At 34.5% G+C, this 19,932-nt stretch carries 19 protein-coding genes and 1 pseudogene; 11 read left to right on the forward strand and 9 right to left on the reverse strand.

Annotated elements, in window-relative coordinates:
• Window positions 1–265 precede the first annotated feature (265 nt).
• From rpsR to rpsF, 3 genes are read right to left on the reverse strand one after another with little or no spacing between them, the layout of a single operon-like run.
• Entirely contained in the window at window positions 266–508 is a 243-nt protein-coding gene (gene rpsR, locus AC1RRU_RS05350; protein ID WP_002447994.1) for a 30S ribosomal protein S18, read from the reverse strand.
• 47 nt (window positions 509–555) lie between these two features.
• On the reverse strand, window positions 556–1,068 hold the full coding sequence (ssb, locus tag AC1RRU_RS05355) for a single-stranded DNA-binding protein (RefSeq protein ID WP_011276866.1): 513 nt from the start codon (window positions 1,066–1,068) through the stop codon (window positions 556–558).
• A gap of 21 nt (window positions 1,069–1,089) precedes the next feature.
• On the reverse strand, window positions 1,090–1,386 hold the full coding sequence (rpsF, locus tag AC1RRU_RS05360; RefSeq protein ID WP_011276867.1) for a 30S ribosomal protein S6: 297 nt from the start codon (window positions 1,384–1,386) through the stop codon (window positions 1,090–1,092).
• Window positions 1,387–1,676: 290 nt separating this feature from the next.
• On the opposite strand from rpsF, the gene AC1RRU_RS05365 reads away from it, so the two are divergent.
• Both AC1RRU_RS05365 and AC1RRU_RS05370 read left to right on the forward strand, forming a co-directional pair.
• Window positions 1,677–2,483: a glycoside hydrolase family 25 protein gene (locus AC1RRU_RS05365; protein WP_011276868.1), complete on the forward strand. Its 807-nt coding sequence runs from the start codon at window positions 1,677–1,679 to the stop codon at window positions 2,481–2,483.
• Window positions 2,484–2,548: 65 nt separating this feature from the next.
• Window positions 2,549–2,740, forward strand: a complete 192-nt coding sequence (locus AC1RRU_RS05370) for a hypothetical protein (RefSeq protein WP_011276869.1) — start codon at window positions 2,549–2,551, stop codon at window positions 2,738–2,740.
• 141 nt (window positions 2,741–2,881) lie between these two features.
• Here the strand turns inward: AC1RRU_RS05370 and ychF are convergent, their stop codons facing one another.
• The 4 genes from ychF to AC1RRU_RS05390 form a co-directional block, all read right to left on the reverse strand.
• Entirely contained in the window at window positions 2,882–3,979 is a 1,098-nt protein-coding gene (gene ychF / locus AC1RRU_RS05375; protein WP_011276870.1) for a redox-regulated ATPase YchF, read from the reverse strand.
• An 11-nt stretch (window positions 3,980–3,990) separates the two neighbouring features.
• Complete coding sequence (locus AC1RRU_RS05380; protein WP_011276871.1) at window positions 3,991–4,194, reverse strand: DUF951 domain-containing protein; 204 nt, start codon at window positions 4,192–4,194, stop codon at window positions 3,991–3,993.
• 21 nt (window positions 4,195–4,215) lie between these two features.
• Window positions 4,216–5,097, reverse strand: a complete 882-nt coding sequence (locus tag AC1RRU_RS05385; protein WP_011276872.1) for a mechanosensitive ion channel family protein — start codon at window positions 5,095–5,097, stop codon at window positions 4,216–4,218.
• A 180-nt stretch (window positions 5,098–5,277) separates the two neighbouring features.
• The gene (locus tag AC1RRU_RS05390; protein ID WP_048667898.1) at window positions 5,278–6,108 is read right to left on the reverse strand and encodes a ParB/RepB/Spo0J family partition protein; all 831 of its coding nucleotides are present in this window, start codon (window positions 6,106–6,108) and stop codon (window positions 5,278–5,280) included.
• Window positions 6,109–6,918: 810 nt separating this feature from the next.
• Between AC1RRU_RS05390 and AC1RRU_RS05395 the strand changes: the two genes are divergently transcribed.
• The 5 genes from AC1RRU_RS05395 (at window position 6,919) to AC1RRU_RS05415 (ending at window position 14,241) form a co-directional block, all read left to right on the forward strand.
• Window positions 6,919–8,022 carry a PLP-dependent transferase gene (locus AC1RRU_RS05395; RefSeq protein WP_048667897.1) on the forward strand — a complete coding sequence of 368 codons (1,104 nt, stop codon included), beginning with the start codon at window positions 6,919–6,921 and terminating at the stop codon, window positions 8,020–8,022.
• Window positions 8,019–9,194, forward strand: a complete 1,176-nt coding sequence (gene metC / locus AC1RRU_RS05400) for a cystathionine beta-lyase MetC (protein ID WP_048667895.1) — start codon at window positions 8,019–8,021, stop codon at window positions 9,192–9,194. Before AC1RRU_RS05395 ends, metC begins: the two co-directional genes overlap by 4 nt.
• The gene (locus AC1RRU_RS05405; RefSeq protein ID WP_011276876.1) at window positions 9,148–10,986 is read left to right on the forward strand and encodes a bifunctional homocysteine S-methyltransferase/methylenetetrahydrofolate reductase; all 1,839 of its coding nucleotides are present in this window, start codon (window positions 9,148–9,150) and stop codon (window positions 10,984–10,986) included. The genes metC and AC1RRU_RS05405 overlap by 47 nt, the downstream gene beginning before the upstream one ends.
• Window positions 10,983–13,232: a 5-methyltetrahydropteroyltriglutamate--homocysteine S-methyltransferase gene (metE, locus tag AC1RRU_RS05410; RefSeq protein WP_048667893.1), complete on the forward strand. Its 2,250-nt coding sequence runs from the start codon at window positions 10,983–10,985 to the stop codon at window positions 13,230–13,232. Before AC1RRU_RS05405 ends, metE begins: the two co-directional genes overlap by 4 nt.
• 265 nt (window positions 13,233–13,497) lie before the next feature.
• Window positions 13,498–14,241: a cyclase family protein gene (locus tag AC1RRU_RS05415; RefSeq protein ID WP_048667892.1), complete on the forward strand. Its 744-nt coding sequence runs from the start codon at window positions 13,498–13,500 to the stop codon at window positions 14,239–14,241.
• A gap of 115 nt (window positions 14,242–14,356) precedes the next feature.
• Here the strand turns inward: AC1RRU_RS05415 and AC1RRU_RS05420 are convergent, their stop codons facing one another.
• Window positions 14,357–15,130 (reverse strand): inositol monophosphatase family protein, encoded by a 774-nt coding sequence (locus AC1RRU_RS05420; protein ID WP_048667891.1) that lies wholly within the window; start codon window positions 15,128–15,130, stop codon window positions 14,357–14,359.
• A gap of 258 nt (window positions 15,131–15,388) precedes the next feature.
• Between AC1RRU_RS05420 and AC1RRU_RS05425 the strand changes: the two genes are divergently transcribed.
• Window positions 15,389–15,856, forward strand: a complete 468-nt coding sequence (locus AC1RRU_RS05425) for a bacillithiol transferase BstA (protein WP_048667889.1) — start codon at window positions 15,389–15,391, stop codon at window positions 15,854–15,856.
• Between the two features lie 36 nt (window positions 15,857–15,892).
• Complete coding sequence (locus tag AC1RRU_RS05430; protein WP_048667888.1) at window positions 15,893–16,279, forward strand: VOC family protein; 387 nt, start codon at window positions 15,893–15,895, stop codon at window positions 16,277–16,279.
• Window positions 16,280–16,343: 64 nt separating this feature from the next.
• On the opposite strand, the pseudogene AC1RRU_RS05435 reads toward AC1RRU_RS05430, so the two are convergent.
• Window positions 16,344–16,948, reverse strand: a pseudogene (locus AC1RRU_RS05435) (GNAT family N-acetyltransferase).
• Window positions 16,949–17,131: 183 nt separating this feature from the next.
• On the opposite strand from AC1RRU_RS05435, the gene AC1RRU_RS05440 reads away from it, so the two are divergent.
• Both AC1RRU_RS05440 and AC1RRU_RS05445 read left to right on the forward strand, forming a co-directional pair.
• Window positions 17,132–18,706, forward strand: coding sequence for a BCCT family transporter (locus AC1RRU_RS05440; RefSeq protein WP_048667887.1), 1,575 nt, complete (start codon window positions 17,132–17,134; stop codon window positions 18,704–18,706).
• A gap of 509 nt (window positions 18,707–19,215) precedes the next feature.
• Window positions 19,216–19,884, forward strand: coding sequence for a hypothetical protein (locus tag AC1RRU_RS05445; RefSeq protein ID WP_048667886.1), 669 nt, complete (start codon window positions 19,216–19,218; stop codon window positions 19,882–19,884).
• Window positions 19,885–19,932 lie beyond the last annotated feature (48 nt).

Raw genomic sequence — 19,932 nt, forward strand, 5'->3', positions numbered from 1 at the left:
TAATATAAGAAAAGTAGTAGCTCAACGAGCTGAAAATAATCAAAAAATTTATAAAAAAGACAATTTCTATATTATTTTAATAGAAATTGTCTTTTTTTCACTTATCCAAGAACTTTATGTCCCGGACTCTTTTCTTGATATAGTACAACTTAGTGTTTAATGTAAAATTATTATTATATCCTTTTTCTGTCCTTTCCCTAAAATTCAAAGCAAAAAAGTAACCCCATAAGCCTTAAGCCTACGGGGTTTAACCAATACTTATATATTAGTTTTCGTCTTTAACATATGGTAATAAAGCCATATGACGAGCACGTTTGATAGCTGTAGTCAACATACGTTGATATTTAGCTGAAGTACCAGTTACACGACGTGGTAAAATTTTACCGCGTTCTGAGATAAAACGTTTTAATAATTCAGTGTCTTTATAGTCAATGTGTGTAATACCATTTGCTGTGAAATAGCATACTTTTTTACGACGACGTCCGCCTCTTCTTGGTCCACCTGCCATGGTTAATTACCTCCTTTGGAATATTTTTTTATACGTTCATTTTGTTATTAGAATGGTAAGTCATCATCACTAATATCAATCGGTCCGTTTGCGTTTGCAAATGGATTATCAGATTGTTTATTATTTGATGAATTATTGTTATTGTAAGATGTATTTTGTCCTGATTGTTGACCACCAAATCCTTGACCGTAGTCTTGGAAATCATTGTTATTACTTTGATTACGTTGGCCACCTTGAGCATTTTTAGGTTCAAGGAATTGAACACTATCTGCTACAACTTCAGTAACAAAGATACGACGACCTTCTTGATTTTCATAACTGCGTGATTGTATGCGACCATCAACGCCAGCTAGACTACCTTTGAATAAATAATTATTCACATTCTCTGCTTGTCTTCTAAATACAACAACATTGATGAAGTCAGCTTCGCGTTCCCCTTGAGCATTCGTGAAAGTACGATTAACTGCTAGAGTAAATGTCGCTACACTTACGCCTGAGGGAGTGGTTCTGTATTCTGGATCTTTAGTTAAACGACCTACTAATACAACTCTGTTTATCATTAAAACGCCCCCATCAATTTATTACTTATCTTGGTCTTCACGGATAACGATATAACGGATGATATCGTCACTGATTTTAGCTAAACGTTGGAATTCGTCTGTGGCTCTGTTGTTATCAGTTTTAATGCGTACGATGTTATAGAAACCTTCTTTGAAATCTTCAATTTCATAAGCAAGACGGCGTTTACCCCAGTCTTTTTCTTCTAAAACTTCTGATCCTTCTGAAGCTAAGATACCGTTGAAGCGTTCAACAACTGCTTTTTTAGCATCTTCTTCAATGTTTGGACGTACGACATACATAATTTCATATGTTCTCATTTTATACTTGCACCTCCTTGTGGTCTATGCGGCCTATCGAATACTAACGATAAGCAAGGAATAATTTTCATTACTCACAATCAAGAATTATAGCACAGAGTATTACTTTTTACAATATATTTTATTCAGCATCAGTTCCGCTAATTTACATTGTTTATAATCTTATTTTTCAACATATGTGTCGTGTCAATTATAAAGTTGCGAATCATTAGTTTTTGTACTAACATCACAACTGCATTTTGCATATTAATATTATTTTTAAAAAATAAAATATCTAAAGGAGAGCTCAAATGTTCAAGAAAACAACATCATCTATTGCATGTTTAACTATTATGGCGACTTCTATAGGTGCGTTAAATGCAAACGCTTCTGAACAGACTGAAGGTAGCCAAAAAGGAACGATGGGGTATGGATATCAAAAATATCTAAAAAATCATCCCAATGAACAAAGCAACGCTACTAGTAACCGTTCAACCTTTTCAACAAAATCTAAAGCAATCACAACACAAAATGGCGATCGTGTGTTAGATATTTCAGAATGGCAAGGAAACTTAACGGATTCGCAAGTTAAACAACTAAAAAAAGATTATGATTTCATCATTATCAGAGGTCAATATGGTTCTGAATATGTTGATCAATGTTTGGAGAATAATTCAGCTTTATTAGATAAAAATAATATGAAATTCGGCGTCTATTCATATAGCCTGTATGAAAATGCTGATGATGCTCGAAATGAAGCTCAAACGCTTTATAGTCGTGCACCTAAAGCTTCATTCTATGTAAATGATTTTGAACAAAATTCAATCACTTCTGGTGATGCTGACACTGCTACAAAAGCTTGGGCTGATGAAATGAAACAACTTTCAGGGAATAAAAAAGTATTATTTTATTCTTATGAGAACTTTATGACCAACAACGTTCCGAATGCTGTAAGTGCCTATGATGGTTATTGGTTAGCAGCTTATCAAGAGCAAGAACCTAATAGAGAGAAAGTTTTATGGCAATACACAGATAGTTACTATGCCCCTGAACTAAACCAAAACGTTGATGCTAATTACATAGATGCGAATGTTACTGCTGATTGGTTTACTAGTTAAAAAATTTATACATAACACTTTATTTTTACGAACACTTGTTCTATAATATAGTCGAGGTGTAAAACATGCAATTAGATTTAGATTGGAATAAAGATTTTCAAGAATTTCAAGAAGTCTTAAATTGCGGTATCAATCCAGAATGGTTATATTGTGCGAAAGCCAATATGATTCTTGAACCTGCATACACTGGAGAAGGTAAACAGTTTTTTAGCACCAAAGATATTATTGAAGCAAGTAAAGTTATACCGTTCTTTTAAGATATAATGAAATAAACAATATAAAAAAAGCAATGTAAGTCTCCTGTCATTCAAGCCAAGCGAAACTTACATTGCTTTTTATTTTTTTATCAAATATTTAATTTTTACTATGCATATCGCTATAATAATTGGATGTGATTATTAAACGTTAAATCTAAAGTGAACGATATCGCCATCTTGCATAATATATTCTTTACCTTCTAAACGTTGTTTACCCGCTTCTTTAGCACCTTGTTCGCCGCCATGCTCAACATAGTCATCATAACTTGTCACTTCGGCACGGATAAATCCACGTTCAAAGTCAGTGTGAATAATACCTGCACATTGTGGTGCTGTCATACCTTGTCTGAACGTCCAAGCACGCACTTCTTGTACACCTGCAGTAAAGTATGTTGATAAACCTAATAAATCATATGTTGTTCTGATAAGTACGTCTAGTCCTGGTTCTTCAATGCCTAAATCTTCTAAGAACATTTCTCTATCTTCGTCATCTAATGTAGCGATTTCTTCTTCGATTTTTGCACTAATAACGATAACTTCAGAATCTTCTTTCGCTGCATATTCTCGAATTGCTTTTACTTTATCGTTATCTTCATCACCAATCTCGTCTTCTCCAACATTGGCAATATATAACATTTTCTTAGACGTTAGTAATTGTGCTTGGTTAACGTATCTTTGATCTTCTTCATTGAAGTCTAAGCTACGTACAGGATCGCCATTTTCAAGTGCTTCTTTGATTCTAGATAGAATTCTCATTTCCATTTCAGCAGTTTTATCTTTTTGACGCGCCATTTTTTCAATTCGAGGCAAACGTTTTTCAACTGATTCTAAGTCTGCTAATACTAATTCCATATTAATAACTTCAATATCGTCTAAAGGATTTACGCGTCCTGATACGTGCGTTACATTTTCATCATCAAATGCACGTACAACTTGGCAAATTGCATCTACTTCACGAATATGTGAAAGGAATTTGTTTCCTAAACCTTCACCTTTAGAAGCACCTTTAACAATACCTGCAATATCAGTAAACTCAAAAGTTGTAGGAATAGTTTTTTTAGGTTTAACCATTTCTGTTAATTTATTTAAACGTGAATCTGGCACCTCTACGATACCTACGTTTGGATCAATTGTTGCGAATGGATAGTTAGCGGCTAATGCTCCCGCTTTTGTTATTGCATTAAATAATGTAGATTTACCTACGTTCGGTAATCCTACGATTCCTGCTGTTAAAGCCATTAATCATTCTCCTAACCTTCAGTATCTTGATTTGATACTAATATTTTCTTTAATTTTTTATTGAACGTTTGACGTGGAATCATAATACTTCGTTGACAATTCTCACATTTGATGCGAATATCAGCACCCATACGAATAATTTTAAATCGATTAGTTCCACATGCATGTTGCTTTTTCATTTCTACTATATCATTTATTCCATAATTTGACGTCATGAAATTACCCCTCAATAATAATTAAGATTTGCCTTGTTGATTATTATTTTTAATATAAATTGGTTGTGGTAATTTAATACCTTCTTGAACAAATACTCTTTGAATTTCTTTACGTAATATTCTTGAGCCGGATGCCCCTTCACCTGGAATAGTTTCAGCAGATATTCTAAACGTTACTTTAGTTTCATCCAACGAATCAATACCTTCTACGACTGGATCAGTGATAAATAAGTAATATTTGCTACGCATTGCAGTAAATAGTTTATTTAGACGCTTTTCTACCTTGTCTAAGTTTTCTTCTACAGATACCGGAATTTCTACTATAGAGAAACCATTAGTAATAGAGAAATTAGTAATTTCTCCCATACTACCATTCGGTAAAATCGTTAATTCACCAGTGATTGTGTTAATTCGTGTTGATCTTAAGCCAATAGATTTTACTGTTCCTTCTGCTACTGTTGTACCACCGCTATTGATTTTAACATAATCGCCAACGTCAAATTGATTTTCAAATATAATAAAGAAACCAGTGATGATATCTTTAACAATCGTTTGAGCACCGAAACCAACAGCTAAACCGACAACACCGGCACTGGCGATGATACCTTCAACACTAATTCCAAATTTACTTAAGATAGTAGTAATCACAATGAACCAAACAATGTAGCTCACTACGTTTTGCACAAGCGAAATAAGCGTTCGAGAACGTTTCTTATTACCTTTGCTACTGCGATTTTGAATTTTAAATGCTTGTTCAATTACTTTGTTTAATATTGCTATGACGATAAGTGCAACAATAATATATATGATAATTAGTGCTATTTTAATAGCTAAATTTTCATATGTTTCTATTTTAGTTAAAGGTTCAAATAATGAAGACAATACATTTTTGACCTGATTCATGTAATAGTAACCTCCCTATTCAACTTTTCTATAATTAAATTATTATACTCATTTATTGCGCAATATGTATCCGTCTTAAGCTTTATTTTATTACTTATTTCCTTGGCAAAGCCTAAGATGTAACACATCTTAACTCACTCTTTCATAGAGTATCACTCTATCAATACGATTGATTACGTATCATACTTCGTCATTGAGTTTTTGAATGAGTCGTTTAAATTCTTCTTCTGTTTTGAATTCAAATGTTATTTTACCTATATTCTTGCTAGTTGAAATGTCTACTTTAGACCCAAACTTTTCTTTTAGTCGACGTTCTTGCTTTTGAATAAATATAGGTTTTATTTGCGTTGTTGCTTTGCTTTTTTTAGACTGCCCACCGTCTTGTAATTCATTTACAACCTGTTCAAGATATCTAACACTCCAATTTTCACGTATGGCTTGTTGGCTTATCTTTTTCATCATAGTGACATCTTTAATGCCTAACAACGTGCGTCCATGTGCACTAGATAACGCACCTTCTTTGACTTGATTCGAAATGTCTTTGGGTAAATTTAGCAATCTTAACATATTTGCGATATATGGTCGTGATTTGCCTAGTCGTTCCGCTACTTTTTGTTGTGTTAATCCTAAATCATTCATGAGGCGCTGGTAACTTTCAGCTTCTTCAATGGCATTGAGATCTTCTCTTTGTAAATTCTCGATAATTGCTAATTCCATCATGTCAGAATCGGACAATTCTTTAATAATGGCAGGTATCTCGGTTAACCCTGCTAATTGAGATGCTCTAAATCGTCTTTCGCCAACTACTATATAGTAGCCCTGTACAGTCTGACGCAATACAATGGGCTGTAATACACCATGAGTTTGTATTGACGTTGCTAAATCACTCAATCTATCATCGTCAAATGTTTTACGAGGTTGATATGGATTGGCTTTAATTTTAGAAAGATCAATTTTTTGAATTTGTTCATTTTGACTTATCGCCAATCGCTCATCTTGCTTATGACCCACTATTTTCACCCCTCTAAGCCATTATTGATATCGTATTTGAAGCATTATCTAAGAACTAGTCTTTTACAATCACAACAAACTTACTTTTACACTATAAATTCAATGGCGCGCATTTTTTAGTACTTATTTATTTTAAAAAATATAGAATAGGTTTAACAAGTAGATTAGACAAATGTAATGAAAAAATTAAATTTTTTTATATACAATTATCGCTATTCTATCAATACTTAAAGCGTTTTCTGAATTACCTTTATAATTTTAATTTTCAGAAAAGTTGTTGACAAATGTAATTTAGGTCTGTAAGCTATGAATTAACTTAAAAAAACACAAATTACACACTGTAATAAGGAAAGTAGAACTTACACTGCTAATACAGAGAGTCTCCAAAGCTGAGAAGAGACATTGAAAGAAAGTTTGAAAATGGCCTTTGAGTGTTGATGCCAATACGAGGTGTCAACGGGTTCGCCCGTTATAGCGATACAGTATTAACATTTATTGTTTAATGGCGTACTGGAATTCTAGACGTCGCTAATCATCGTTAATACTCATTTACTTATAATCAAGTTAAATGAGTTTTTTAATGTGTCCCTTTCATTCGACTAAAGTGTTACATAACGATTAAATTAGCGTCCACCATCTCAGTACACTTTTATTCATAAAATGGCGTACTGTTTGAGGTTACTTTAGCAATAAAGTAATAAATAAAGGTGGTACCGCGAAACAGGCTTTCGTCCTTTACATCCGATGCATATCGGGTTTAAAGGACGGAAGCTTTTTTTATTGGACAAAAAAATGAATGGAGGATTTGACATGAAAGATACTCAATTAGCACAAATATCATTAACTAAAGATATTACTGGCGCAATAGCCAATCCTATCTATTTGTCTACTGCATATCAACATCCTCACCTTGGTCAGTCAACAGGCTATGATTATACAAGAACAAAGAATCCAACACGTTCTGCATTTGAAGAATCCTTTGCGAAATTAGAAGGAGGCATTGCTTCATTTGCCACTTCAAGTGGCATGGCTGCAGTACAACTCATATGTAACTTGTTTCAACCAGGTGATGAAATATTAGTCGCTTTCGACTTATATGGTGGTACATTTAGATTATTTGACTTTTATGAAAAACAATATGGTATCAAATTTAAATATGTTGATTTCCTAAATTATGAAGAAGTTGTTAACGCTATTACGACCAATACAAAGGCACTCTTCATAGAACCTATTTCGAATCCACAAATGATCGAAATTGACGTTGAACCTTATTACATCTTAAGTCAACAGCATAATCTATTAACAATTATCGACAACACGTTTTTAACACCTTATTTATCCACGCCTTTAGAAGACGGTGCTGACATTGTACTCCATTCAGCAACTAAATATATTGGTGGTCACAATGATGTATTGGCTGGAGTTGTATCTGTTAAAGATGAATCATTAGCTGAGCAACTTGGGCAATTGCATAACATGATTGGAGCAACATTGTCTCCTATCGATAGTTATTTATTACAACGTGGCTTAAAAACATTACATTTACGTATTGAACGGTCAGAGGCAAACGCTAAGAAGTTAGCCGAGCGATGTAAAGTTTCTAGTGCTATAGATGAAGTGCTATACAGTGGTAAAACGGGCATGCTGAGTTTACGTCTAAATAAAGACTTTAGCGTTGCTAAATTTTTGGAAAATTTAGAAATCTGTATCTTTGCAGAAAGTCTAGGTGGAACAGAAACATTCATTACTTTCCCATACACACAAACTCATGTTGATATGCCGGATGAAGAAAAAGATAAACGTGGCATAGATGAACACCTTATACGCTTATCCATTGGTATTGAAGATTATAACGACATTGAGTCAGATATTTTACGAGCATTGGAGAATTCTAAAATAGGAGTGATTTCATGAGCTTATCAAAAGAAACCGAAGTTATTTATGATGAACACAGAGGTGTAGATTACGATTCAGCTAACCCACCACTTTATGACTCTTCAACATTTCATCAAAAAGTGCTTGGTGGCAATGCAAAATTTGATTATGCCAGAAGTGGCAATCCAAACCGCCAACTTCTTGAAGAGAAATTAGCGAAACTTGAAGGAGGACAATATGCATTTGCGTACGCCTCAGGTATCGCAGCAATTTCAGCGGTATTACTAACATTAAAAGCAAATGATCACGTCATTCTTCCTGATGATGTATACGGTGGCACATTCAGACTTACAGAACAAATTTTAAATCGCTTTGGTATTCAATTTACGACTGTTAATGCTACACAACCTGAAGAAATTGAGCGTGCGATTCAGCCGAATACCAAACTCATCTACGTAGAAACTCCATCCAATCCTTGTTTCAAAATTACAGATATACGTGCAGTAGCAGCGATTGCTAAACGTCATCACTTACTTTTAGCAGTAGATAACACATTTATGACACCATTGGGTCAATCACCACTTGCACTTGGCGCTGATATTGTGGTTCATTCAGCTACTAAATTTTTAGGTGGCCACAGCGATATTATCGCAGGCGCTGCCATTACAAATCGTAAAGACGTCGCTGATGCATTATATCTTTTACAGAATGGTACGGGCACTGCATTGTCAGCGCATGATAGTTGGACATTAGCCAAACACTTAAAAACATTACCTGTGCGGTTTAAACAATCAACATCAAATGCGGAGAAACTTGTAGCATTTTTAAAAGAAAGAGAAGAAATTGCCGAAGTATATTATCCAGGAAACAGTTCATTACACTTATCACAGGCAAATAGCGGTGGTGCCGTGATTGGATTCCGATTAAAAGATGAAACGAAAGCACAAGACTTTGTAGATGCTTTAACTTTACCCCTAGTTTCAGTAAGTCTTGGGGGTGTAGAAACGATATTATCTCATCCAGCCACAATGTCACATGCTGCTGTTCCTGAAGATGTTCGAAATGAACGTGGCATTACCTTTGGCTTATTCCGATTAAGCGTAGGTCTAGAACAACCTCAAGAATTAATTGCTGACCTCAACTACGCATTAAAGGAGGCTTTCAATGAGTCGATTATTGAATCAATTACAGAACAACGTTTTAGTAGCTGATGGTGCAATGGGAACAATTCTCTATTCAGAGGGTTTAGATACATGTCCAGAAGCTTATAACTTAACTCATCCAGAAAAAGTAGAGTCTATACATCGTTCTTATATAGAGGCCGGTGCCGATATTATCCAGACCAACACGTATGGTGCTAACTTTGAAAAGCTAAGACGCTTTGGCTTGGAACATAAAGTAAAAGACATTCATAAGGCAGCTGTAGCCATCGCAAAACGTGCCGCACGACCTGATACTTTCATACTTGGCACAGTAGGTGGTTTCAGAAGTTTACAGCAAGAGGAATTGCCTTTGTCCACCATTCAGTATCACGCTGAAAATCAAATCGATACACTCGTTGAAGAAGGTGTTGATGGGTTATTGTTCGAAACTTACTACGACTTAGAAGAACTGACAAATATTGTTACAACAACACGTCGAAAGTACGATATCCCTATCATTGCGCAATTGACCGCTTCAAATACAAATTACTTAGTCGATGGCACTGAAATCAATAAAGCTTTACAGCAACTAGTTGCCTGTGGCGCCAATGTTGTTGGATTAAATTGCCATCACGGTCCACACCATATGCAACGCTCATTTTCACATATTGAGTTACCAGAAACGGCTTACTTATCATGCTATCCAAACGCAAGTTTACTGGATATTGAAAATAGCGAATTTAAGTATAGCGATAATGCACAATATTTCGGAGATGTCGCACAAGAACTTATTAATGAGGGTGTGAGATTAATTGGAGGATGTTGTGGCACAACACCACAACACATTGCGTATATCAAATCATCTGTAAAAGATTTAAAGCCTGTTAAAAATAAAAACGTCATTCCAATCAATCGTCAGACAAATCGAGCAGTCACACATACGTATAAACATAATTTAACAACAAAAGTTAAAAACGGACCAACAGTTATTGTCGAACTCGATACACCTAAACATTTAGATACAGATCTCTTCTTTGAGAATATTGGCAAACTTGACGAAGCGAACATTGATGCTGTTACCCTCGCTGACAATTCACTTGCTACTGTTCGTGTTAGCAATATCGCTGCAGCGAGCATCATACGCCAACGTTATAACATTGAACCCCTCGTGCATATTACATGTCGAGATCGTAATTTGATTGGCTTGCAATCACACTTACTTGGCTTATCGCTTATTGGCGTTAATGAAATTTTAGCGATTACAGGTGACCCTTCAAAAGTAGGCCACCTACCCGGTGCCACGAATGTCTACGACGTAAATTCAAAAGGATTAACCGAATTAGCATTAAGATTCAATCAAGGTATTAATACTGATGGTGATGCGCTGAAGAAACATACAAACTTCAACATCGCTGGTGCATTTGACCCTAATGTACGCAAACTTGACGGTGCAGTAAAACGCCTTGAGAAAAAAGTAGCTGCCGGTATGAATTACTTCATTACACAACCTGTGTATAGCAAAGAAAAAATTAAAGAAGTATATGAGGCGACGAAACACCTTAATGTCCCTCTATTTATAGGTATCATGCCTATCGCAAGCTATAACAATGCACTTTTCCTACATAACGAAGTGCCTGGTATTAAAATGTCTGAAGACGTATTAAGCCAATTTAAAGCAGTAAAAGATGATAAAGAAAAAACAAAAGCATTAAGTTTGAGACTTTCTAAAGAATTGATTGATACAGTGCATGAGTATTTCAATGGTTTATACATTATCACACCATTCCAACGTATCGATTATTCATTAGAACTCGCAGCATATTCCAAAGCAATTACCCAAAACAAGGAGGCAATATCATGACAACAATTACAACTTCAAATTTAGGATTCCCAAGATTAGGTAGAAAAAGAGAATGGAAAAAAGCCATCGAGAGCTATTGGGCTAAAAAAATCGATAAAGCAGAATTAGATCAAAAGTTAAGTGACCTACATAGAGAAAATTTACTATTACAAAAAAATTATAATTTAGACAGTGTACCTGTTGGTGACTTCTCATTGTATGATCATATTCTCGATACATCATTATTATTCAACATCATCCCTGAACGTTTCCAAAGTCGCGAAGTTAACGATGATTTATTATTCGATATTGCACGCGGTAATAAAGAACATGTAGCGAGTGCACTCATTAAATGGTTCAACACGAATTACCACTATATTGTTCCTGAATGGGATAATGTTGAACCTAAAGTGAACCACAACATTTTATTAGATCGCTTTAACTATGCGAAATCTCTTAACGTTAACGCTCACCCTGTGATTGTAGGTCCTATTACGTTTATAAAATTATCTAAAGGTGGACATCAATCATTCGAAGAGAAAGTTCAAACACTATTACCTTTATATAAAGAAGTGCTTCAATCATTAATTGACGCTGGTGCAGCTTATATCCAAGTTGATGAACCAGTATTAGTTACTGATGAAAGCGAAGCTTATGAAGCTATTACTAGAGAAGCTTATAACTACTTTGATAAAGCAGGTTTAGCTGACAAATTAGTCATTCAAACTTACTTCGAACGTGCCAATGTTAAATTCTTAAGTTCATTACCAGTTGGTGGTTTAGGATTAGACTTTGTACACGACAACGGTTATAACTTAAAACAAATTGAATCAGGTGACTTCGATTCATCTAAAACATTATATGCAGGTATTATTGATGGCCGTAACGTGTGGGCTGCAGATATCGAAGCTAAGAAAAAATTAATCGAAACGTTACAAGGACACGCAAAACATATCGTTATCCAACCTTCATCATCTTTATTACACGTTCCAGTATCATTAGATGATGAAACTTTAGAGCAATCTATCGAAGAAGGTTTAAGTTTCGCCACTGAAAAGTTAGACGAATTAGACGCGCTACGTCGACTATTCAATCAGAATGACAGCGCAAAATATGACGAATTGAAAGCACGTTATGAACGTTTCCAAAGTCAATCATTCAAAAATCTAGAATACGATTTCGATAGTGTACCGACAAGCCGTAAGTCACCTTTCCCTGAGCGTAAAAAAGCACAAGACGCACGCTTACACTTACCTGACTTACCAACAACTACAATCGGTTCATTCCCTCAAACACAAGAAGTACGTAAATATCGTGCCGATTGGAAAAACAAACGTATATCAGATGAAGCCTATAATAACTTCTTAGAAAGTGAAATTGCACGTTGGATTAAAATCCAAGAAGATATTGGTTTAGATGTATTAGTGCACGGTGAATTCGAACGTAATGATATGGTTGAATTCTTTGGAGAAAAACTTCAAGGTTTCTTAGTAACAAAATTTGGATGGGTACAATCATATGGTTCACGCGCAGTTAAACCACCGGTAATTTACGGAGATGTAAAATGGACTGAACCACTAACAGTCAAAGAAACTGTATATGCGCAAAGTTTAACTGACAAACCAGTGAAAGGTATGCTTACTGGCCCTGTAACTATCTTAAATTGGTCATTCGAACGCGTAGATGTACCACGTAAAGTCGTTCAAGACCAAATCGCTTTAGCCATTGACGAAGAAGTATTAGCGCTAGAAGAAGCGGGTATAAAAGTAATCCAGGTAGATGAACCAGCTTTACGTGAAGGTTTACCATTACGTTCTGAATACCATGAACAATATCTTGCAGATGCAGTAAATTCATTCAAATTAGCAACATCTTCAGTACAAGATGAAACGCAAATTCATACGCATATGTGTTATTCTCAATTTGGTCAAATCATCCATGCTATCCATGAATTAGATGCTGATGTTATCTCAATTGAAACATCACGTAGCCATGGTGATTTAATCAAAGATTTTGAAGATATTAACTACGATTTAGGTATTGGCTTAGGTGTTTATGATATTCATAGTCCACGTATCCCTACAGAAGATGAAATCGCTACAGCGATTGATCGTTCTTTACAACAAATTGATCGTTCACTATTCTGGGTTAACCCAGACTGCGGCTTAAAAACACGTAAAGAAGATGAAGTAAAAGACGCTCTTACTGTACTTGTAAATACAGTTCGTAAAAAACGTGAATCAAATAATCAAAACAAACCCGCGTAGGGGGGAGCAGTACAGAAATCACTTGTGATTTCGTAGTACTGCCCCGGCACAGCTGACTAGAACTGAAGCGAGCTTTTCCTAAAGCGATGAGACGGTTCAGTCAGCCACTGCCTCATTTTATTAAACTATTGTGACTTTGAATACTTGGTCGGCCCCGGCACAGCTGACTAGAACTGAAGCGAGCTTTTCCTAAAGCGATGAGTCAGTTCAGTCAGCCACTGCCAAAATCAACATAGAATAACAATTACAATTGGAGGTGTTGAACATGCCAAACTATCCATTATGGGATCAACTAAATCAACTGAAAGAAGCTGAATGGGTTGATTTAACACATACCTTTGACCCTGAAATACCTCGATTTAGTGAATTTGAAAAAGGTGAAGTTTCCACTCTTTTCACAGTCAAAGAGCACGGCTTTTACGTGCAACGTTGGAATATCGTCACTCAATATGGTACACACATCGATGCACCTATTCACTTTGTAGAGAATAAACGTTACTTAGAAGAGCTAGACTTGAAAGAGTTAGTATTGCCCCTTATCGTCTTAGACTTTTCAAAAGAAGCTGAAGAAAATGCTGATTTTATCGTCACACGTGACCATTTAGAGCAATGGGAAGCTAAAAACGGACGTATTGAAGAAGGCACGTTTGTAGCATTACGTACTGACTGGTCGAAACGTTGGCCAGATATTGAACAATTTGAAAATAAAGATTCTGATGGTAATCAACATTTACCGGGTTGGGGCTTAGATGCCTTGAAGTTCTTAGTCGAAGAACGTGGCGTAAAATCAATTGGCCACGAAACATTCGACACAGATGCGTCGGTAGATACCGTTAAAAATGGTGACATCGTTGGAGAACGTTACATTCTTGGACAAGATACGTTCCAGCTTGAATTGTTAACGAATTTAGACCAATTGCCAACGCGTGGTGCGGTCATTTATGCCATTAGTCCGAAACCGAAAGACGCACCTGGGTTCCCAGTACGTGCATTTGCGATTAAACCTTAAATAATGACACTTGAAGGCTTGATAACGAGCGATCAAAGCCAAACCTTTCCTAATATTATATAAAATCCTGTCACATCACCCATTACATTCTAGTATCGGGATGTGGCAGGATATTTTATTGATACGTTTTTATAATATTAATGATGTCTTCGTGAATATCCTGATGCGCGATAATCGCACCTTTAACATGATTTAAATCGATAGAGTTGCCTTGAATATCTGTTACTACTAACCCTAACTCTTTCGCATATAATATTTGTGCACTCATATCCCACAGGTTTGCTCCCATATCAATACTTGCACCGAAATCACCAGTGATTGTACGCAATGCACCAATGCCACCAGCGCCAATAAATCGAAAACCATGCGCATGTGAAATCAACGCTTTGAGTAATTCAGAACTCGCACGTTTCGGATCAATAGAAATCAAAGCATCGTTGAGATGATGATACTTTTCTACATGAAGTGGCACGCCATTAATCGTCACACCTTGACCTTGAACAGCTTTATATAATTTCTGTTGATAAAATTCATATGTATAGGCTAGTAAAGGCTCGCCATCGTAGAATAAACTTACAATTAAACAATAATCCTTACCTTGCTTAACAAGATTGGTTGTTCCATCAATAGGATCTATCGCCCAAGCATAACCACGATACATATCTACTTCACCGTTACTTTTTTCCTCACCCATAATCTGGTGTTCTGGATAATTTGCTTTAATAAGTTGAGTGAAATCCGCTTGAACTTCTTTATCAATATTCGTCACTAAATCTAAGTCATGCTTTTTAGTTTCAACAGCCACATCTTGTAACATCACATCTACTTTTTTAGCAATATGCACTATCCATGTTTCAATACGATGGTCAATATCTTGAATGACATACACGCCCTTCTCACCTCTTACTTTCAGTTTAATAATTGCTTTTTTAATTTTAAAAAATTATTCTTTTTCAACTATATCTAAGATTCGTTAACCTATTAAGTTCTTGTATGAAGTTTATATGTTTTTTCTAATAAAATATCTATTAAATACTCTGCCATTTAGTCATTTTCTTTAATAACACTATCTTACCACTAGATTGACAAGAATGTTTAACGGGTAAATATTTAGTAGTTAATTTTTAAAGAATGTGGAGGAGATTAAATGAGTGATAAAACAGTTTATGATGTTATTGATACAGGTGTGAATTATCTATTATCAGTTTATGATAATTGGAACGTTGAGAAAGTATTAGATAAAGAGAATGATGTTTTTCCAAATACTTTACATTGGCAATTTGGACATGTTTTAACTATCTTCGATTCTGCTTTATCAATGGGTGCTCAAAATGCCGTTGATATTGAAACGTATACTAAATTATTTGGTTATGGTTCTAGTCCTGCAAACTGGGAGGAACAAGACATACCATCAATTGAATCGATTAAAGAGGACTTAAAAACAATTCCAGATCGTGCTCGTCAACTTACTGATGAACAACTATCACAAGAACTTGAACAACCGATTGCTGGCTGCAAAACACTTAACGAATTATTAGTGTTAAATGCCATTCACGTCCCATTACATGCAGGCAAAATTGAAGAAATGGCTCGTGTGCTTAAACAGGCCAAGTAATCCAAGTTTCATAATAAATACTTTGAGGGGATAAATATGAATATTATTGCGAATAGTATCTTTGTAGATAATCAAGAAGAAGCTTTACAATTTTATACAGACATTTTAGGTTTTGAAAAGAAAATAGATGAACCTGTAGGCGAAGGATTTAGATGGCTTACTTTAGTATCTCCGAATCAACCAGATGGTGCTCAATTGGTCTTAGAACCAAATGGCAACCCTATTGCAAGTGATTATCAACAACGTCTATTCGAAGCCAACATACCTATTACGATGTTCGGCGTAGAAAATGTACAACAAACCTATGATGCATTAACGCAAAAAGGCGTTCACTTTACCGTTGAACCTACTACAATGGGTAGTGCTAAAATGGCCATTTTCAACGATACTTGCGGTAATTTAATTCAAATAGTAGAACAATAAAGAATGAAACGCTTAACATAGTTTATTACTACAAACTGTTAAGCGTTTTTTTATAAGCTTCTACTTACCACTCTTCTTTAACATCCCCATATTCTTCTCTTAATAGACTATACACATAACTATCTGAGAACACTCCACGTAGACGTTCACTATCTCTCAACACGCCCTCTTGCGTAAAACCAAGTCGCTCAGGTATGGCCCTGCTTTTCGGATTGCGCGTCGACATTTGAATTTCCACACGATTTACATCAAATTCTTCGTACACATAGCGAATCAACACCTTTGTGCATGCTGTCATAATCTCTTTTTCTGAAAGTGCTCTGCCAAATAGTAACCGATAGACGTTCGTTTGTTAACACGATCTAAATAATGCAAGCCGATGACTCCTACAAGTTCCTTGTCATACCATATGCCACAATGAAATCCATATCCGCATCAGTGCGGTTTTTTAAATACAACTCCTCATTTCTTATTCGCGTGTAAACTGTTGCAATAGTGAATAGATAAAATTTTTACTATCTTCAACCTTCTTTATTTATTCAACAAAAGATAGAAATTCTGATAGATACTTACGATTACTATCTATTAATTTAAATAGTTATTCTGCTTTACTTCTCGTTCTTCAAATATTTTTAATTTCAAAAGTTCATTAATTTGATATCCAAATATAATTAGTATCTCCTATATTTTTTAAAACATGAAAGAAATTATAACCAAAGCAACATATTACACAATTCAAAGGTATAAACTTATTACATGTTTGTAAAATTTTAAACTTATTCATTATTCTTTTAACTATATATGTTAAGCTTTTATACATCTACTTTATTAAATTTGAAAGGAGTTAAATACATGGAAAACAAATCTAAACAGTTTTCAAATGTATTTATTTTTGCTTCAGTTACTGTAGGGTTACTGGTAATTATTGGAGCCATATTCCCTAATCAATTTGGTTCAATTTCAGGAGCAATCGGAAGTTTTATTACAGAAACATTCGGTTGGTACTATATGTTACTTATTAGTATTATTCTGATATTTTGTATCACTCTTATTTTTCATCCAATTGGAAAGCTTAAATTAGGAAAACCTGATGATAAACCAGAATTTAATACTATTTCATGGCTAACAATGCTATTTAGTGCAGGTATGGGTATTGGACTTGTATTCTATGGATCTTCTGAGCCCATTTCACATTATCTATCTCCACCAACAGCGAGTAAAGAAACAGAAGCTGCTCTAGCTGAAGCTATGCGTTCAAGTTTCTTACATTATGGACTACATCCTTGGGCAGTTTACGGTATTGTTGCTTTGGCTCTTGCATATACACAGTTTAGAAAAAATGACTTAGGACTCATTTCTCGTACATTACGTCCTATTTTCGGGAATAAAGTAGAAGGTCCATTAGGTACTGTTATAGATGTTCTAGCTGTTTTTGCTACTATTATTGGGGTGGCAGTGTCACTTGGTGTTGGCGCCATGCAAATTAACGGTGGTTTAAATTATTTATTTGGAGTGCCAAACAATAAGCTTATTCAAGGCATTATTATTCTTATTGTTACAGTTTTATTCTTACTTAGTGCTTGGAGTGGCTTAAGCAAAGGTATTCAGTATTTAAGTAATTTAAATATGCTTTTAGCTGCGATGTTACTTATTATTATTCTAATTGTAGGTCCTACAATTTTAATTATGAATATGTTTACATCCTCAATTGGTGAATATTTGAATACACTTATTTTTAATAGCTTTGATGTTGCTCCACTTAACTCACAAAAACATGAATGGTTACAGTCATGGACGATTTATTATTGGGGCTGGTGGATGAGTTGGTCACCATTTGTAGGTATCTTCATTGCACGTATTTCAAAAGGTCGTTCGATTCGTGAATTCGTTATAGCAGTATTAGGTGTTCCTACAATTATTAGTATGTTATGGTTTACAGCCTTTGGTATTACTGGTATTGAAATTGGTAAGCAATCTAAACACATCTTTAGTATGCCACCTGAAACACAATTATTTGGTATTTTCAATGAAATGCCTATGGGTACAATTTTATCGTTTATCGCTATTATCTTAGTAGGCTCGTTCTTTATTACATCCGCAGACTCAGCTACATTTGTATTAGGTATGCAAACATCATTTGGACGTTTAAATCCATCCGGTTTTGTTAAGATTGTTTGGGGAGTCATGTTATCAGCGATTGCCTACGTACTTTTACTATCTGGTGGATCGACAGGTCTAGATGCTCTGCAATCAGCTGCTATTATTTCAGCATTACCATTTAGTTTTGTTGTTATTTTAATGATGATTTCATTTTTCAAAGATGCAAATCAAGAAAGAAAATTCTTAGGTTTAACCTTACAACCTGATCATCAACGTAAAAAGAACTATATTAAAAATAACACAAACCAACAATCTAAAATTAAATAGGACAAAACCTGAGACATTATTAAATGTCTCAGGTTTTATATATTGATGGTAGTCGATGATTAAATTGAAAATGCATTTGTCGCAAGCTTTTTTCAACTTTAGTCCTCTTTTTTGGGGACGACAAATTCAAAATAAATTCTATCTTACTTTTTTGGTTTGTATGGTATATATACATAAACAATACGATAAAATAAGTGATCACAACGAATTAGATACGTTCGTTGTAACTTTATTTTTCAAATGTTCCTGGATTAAAAATTAGTTTCAATTCGTTAAATGGCCAATATCTCCAAACTACTTTATCTACAATTTTTTATCAACAAGACCAACCACATCAAATTGGCTATCTATACTATTATAAATAAATCTATTCGTTCTGCCACTTATTCATCCAATCTATACATTAACTAAATAAAAAATTTCATATAATATATTTTCATATTAAATGTTAAAAATTATCCTTTTAGGGTACGATATAAATAAACATGCTTTTTAAAGGTGATTTATAAATGATTTATAATAAATTAATTAGTGGTGCATTAGCTTTTACAATAATTTTGAGTGGATGTAGCTTAAACCTGAATTTAGATGATAAAGATAAAAAAAGTTCGAATGATCAACAACAATCAAAAGTGACAAAAAATGATAAAAACTCATCAAATGACCAAAATGAATCAGAGAATAATATCAATAATCAAAATATTAGTAAATCTTCAACATCTAAAGAAAATAATCAACAACCTCCAATAAATAAAAAACCTATAAGTGAATATCATGCATTAAATGTAGCTAAAATTTATGCTAAAAAATATTTAAATTCTGGACGAGAACAAAGTGGATTTTATATTGATAAAAATGCAACAAATAATGAAGCTTATTTTGTTAATTTTAAAAACGGAACAGTTGCTGGGCCTGCATTAACACAAACAATTAAGGTTAATAAATATCGTGGAGAAGTCATAGATAGTTATACTAATGCAACTGATGAAGAAATGAAACAATTTAATAAAGCTAAAGAACAAAAGTATGGTCAAAATCAAGAAGACAATAATCAAATTACTAATGATAATCAAGAAGAAACAAACACCAAAAATCAATCATCGGAAGATAAAGAAGGTACGGAATCTAATCATAATGATGATAATGTGCAAGAAGAATCATCGTCTTCTGAGGATTAACAAGCACAAGACAAATCATCAGAAAATGATTAGTAGCTTAAATCTATG

This window comes from Staphylococcus sp. GW821-FHT11H10 (assembly GCF_058807855.1).

Bases quoted from the DNA above. Each gene is read 5' to 3' on its own strand.
- rpsR (WP_002447994.1), bottom strand. From the start codon at position 508: ATGGCAGGTGGACCAAGAAGAGGCGGACGTCGTCGTAAAAAAGTATGC.
- ssb (WP_011276866.1), bottom strand. From the start codon at position 1,068: ATGATAAACAGAGTTGTATTAGTAGGTCGTTTAACTAAAGATCCAGAA.
- rpsF (WP_011276867.1), bottom strand. From the start codon at position 1,386: ATGAGAACATATGAAATTATGTATGTCGTACGTCCAAACATTGAAGAA.
- AC1RRU_RS05365 (WP_011276868.1), top strand. From the start codon at position 1,677: ATGTTCAAGAAAACAACATCATCTATTGCATGTTTAACTATTATGGCG.
- AC1RRU_RS05370 (WP_011276869.1), top strand. From the start codon at position 2,549: ATGCAATTAGATTTAGATTGGAATAAAGATTTTCAAGAATTTCAAGAA.
- ychF (WP_011276870.1), bottom strand. From the start codon at position 3,979: ATGGCTTTAACAGCAGGAATCGTAGGATTACCGAACGTAGGTAAATCT.
- AC1RRU_RS05380 (WP_011276871.1), bottom strand. From the start codon at position 4,194: ATGACGTCAAATTATGGAATAAATGATATAGTAGAAATGAAAAAGCAA.
- AC1RRU_RS05385 (WP_011276872.1), bottom strand. From the start codon at position 5,097: ATGAATCAGGTCAAAAATGTATTGTCTTCATTATTTGAACCTTTAACT.
- AC1RRU_RS05395 (WP_048667897.1), top strand. From the start codon at position 6,919: ATGAAAGATACTCAATTAGCACAAATATCATTAACTAAAGATATTACT.
- metC (WP_048667895.1), top strand. From the start codon at position 8,019: ATGAGCTTATCAAAAGAAACCGAAGTTATTTATGATGAACACAGAGGT.
- AC1RRU_RS05405 (WP_011276876.1), top strand. From the start codon at position 9,148: ATGAGTCGATTATTGAATCAATTACAGAACAACGTTTTAGTAGCTGAT.
- metE (WP_048667893.1), top strand. From the start codon at position 10,983: ATGACAACAATTACAACTTCAAATTTAGGATTCCCAAGATTAGGTAGA.
- AC1RRU_RS05415 (WP_048667892.1), top strand. From the start codon at position 13,498: ATGCCAAACTATCCATTATGGGATCAACTAAATCAACTGAAAGAAGCT.
- AC1RRU_RS05425 (WP_048667889.1), top strand. From the start codon at position 15,389: ATGAGTGATAAAACAGTTTATGATGTTATTGATACAGGTGTGAATTAT.
- AC1RRU_RS05430 (WP_048667888.1), top strand. From the start codon at position 15,893: ATGAATATTATTGCGAATAGTATCTTTGTAGATAATCAAGAAGAAGCT.
- AC1RRU_RS05440 (WP_048667887.1), top strand. From the start codon at position 17,132: ATGGAAAACAAATCTAAACAGTTTTCAAATGTATTTATTTTTGCTTCA.
- AC1RRU_RS05445 (WP_048667886.1), top strand. From the start codon at position 19,216: ATGATTTATAATAAATTAATTAGTGGTGCATTAGCTTTTACAATAATT.